General features: G+C 51.8%; 1 rRNA gene (running past one end of the window). It reads right to left on the bottom strand.

Annotated features, from left to right (window positions below):
* Positions 1–1296: ribosomal RNA gene (locus F3H12_RS12670) — 23S ribosomal RNA — on the bottom strand (it extends 1843 nt beyond the left edge of the window).
* Between the last annotated feature and the right edge of the window lie 67 nt (positions 1297–1363).

The following is a 1363-nucleotide window of genomic DNA, read 5'->3' as shown; positions in this document are numbered from 1 at the left end:
GAGAAATTTAGTGCCGAACGCGCTTCGCTCGCTCGTCACAAAATTCTTGCTTTCCATCAATGCAACATCAATAAAATCCACTCACATCCGCGACTTCGGTGCATGGTTTGAGCCCCGTTGAATTTTCGGCGCAGGCTCACTCGACTAGTGAGCTATTACGCACTCTTTGAATGAATGGCTGCTTCTAAGCCAACATCCTAGTTGTCTTAGCAAGCCCACATCCTTTCCCACTTAACCATGACTTGGGGACCTTAGTCGACGGTCTGGGCTGTTTCCCTTTTGACTATGAAACTTATCTCCCATAGTCTGACTCCCAGGCATCATCTATGCGGCATTCAGAGTTTGATAGGGTTCGGTAACCTGGTAAGGCCCCTAGCCCATTCAGTGCTTTACCTCCGCTAGACTAACCTGAGGCTAGCCCTAAAGCTATTTCGAGGAGAACCAGCTATCTCCGGGTTCGATTGGAATTTCTCCCCTATCCACAGCTCATCCCCTACCTTTTCAACGGGAGTGGGTTCGGCCCTCCATTGGACTTTACTCCAACTTCAGCCTGTCCATGGATAGGTCACCCGGTTTCGGGTCTATTGCATGTGACTCATTCGCCCTGTTCAGACTCGGTTTCCCTGCGGCTCCGTGCCTCTAAGCACTTAACCTCGCCACATACAATAACTCGCCGGACCGTTCTACAAAAAGTACGCCGTCAGGCTTTAACGCCCTCCGACTGCTTGTAAGCACAAGGTTTCAGGTTCTCTTTCACTCCCCTCCCGGGGTTCTTTTCACCTTTCCCTCACGGTACTGCTCCACTATCGGTCACCAGGTAGTATTTAGGCTTGGAAGGTGGTCCTCCCTGCTTCCCACAAGATTTCACGTGTCTCGTGGTACTCTGGATCCCGGCCTGTCTCTCCATCTTTCGCGTACGGGACTTTTACCCTCTGTGGACTCGGTTTTCCAACCGCTCATTCCGCTAGACTTCGAGAATCATTATGCCGGTCCGCAACCCCAAAGAACCGAAGTCCTTTGGTTTGGCCTCCTCCGCGTTCGCTCACCACTACTTGCGGAATCTCTGTTGATTTCTTTTCCTGTGGGTACTTAGATGTTTCAGTTCCCCACGTCTCCCCTCGCACAGCTATGGATTCACTGTACGATACCTGAGTATTTACCTCAGGTGGGTTCCCCCATTCGGACATCTGCGGGTCGTAGGCTGTTTGCGCCTCACCGCAGCTTTTCGCAGCTTACCACGTCCTTCATCGGCTCCTGGTGCCAAGGCATTCACCCTGCGCTCTTATTAGCTTGACCTCGTAAAGTGAGTTCTCTGTCCCGGAAGAATTCTCAACTTTCCGGTGTGCCATGCAGCTTCCGCTCA

This window comes from Thermoclostridium caenicola, assembly GCF_900142095.1.
GTDB classification, from domain to species: domain Bacteria; phylum Bacillota; class Clostridia; order DSM-8532; family DSM-8532; genus Thermoclostridium_A; species Thermoclostridium_A caenicola.
The sequence above is the reverse complement of the archived record's forward strand: the minus strand, read 5'-3'. Positions and strand labels throughout refer to the sequence as shown.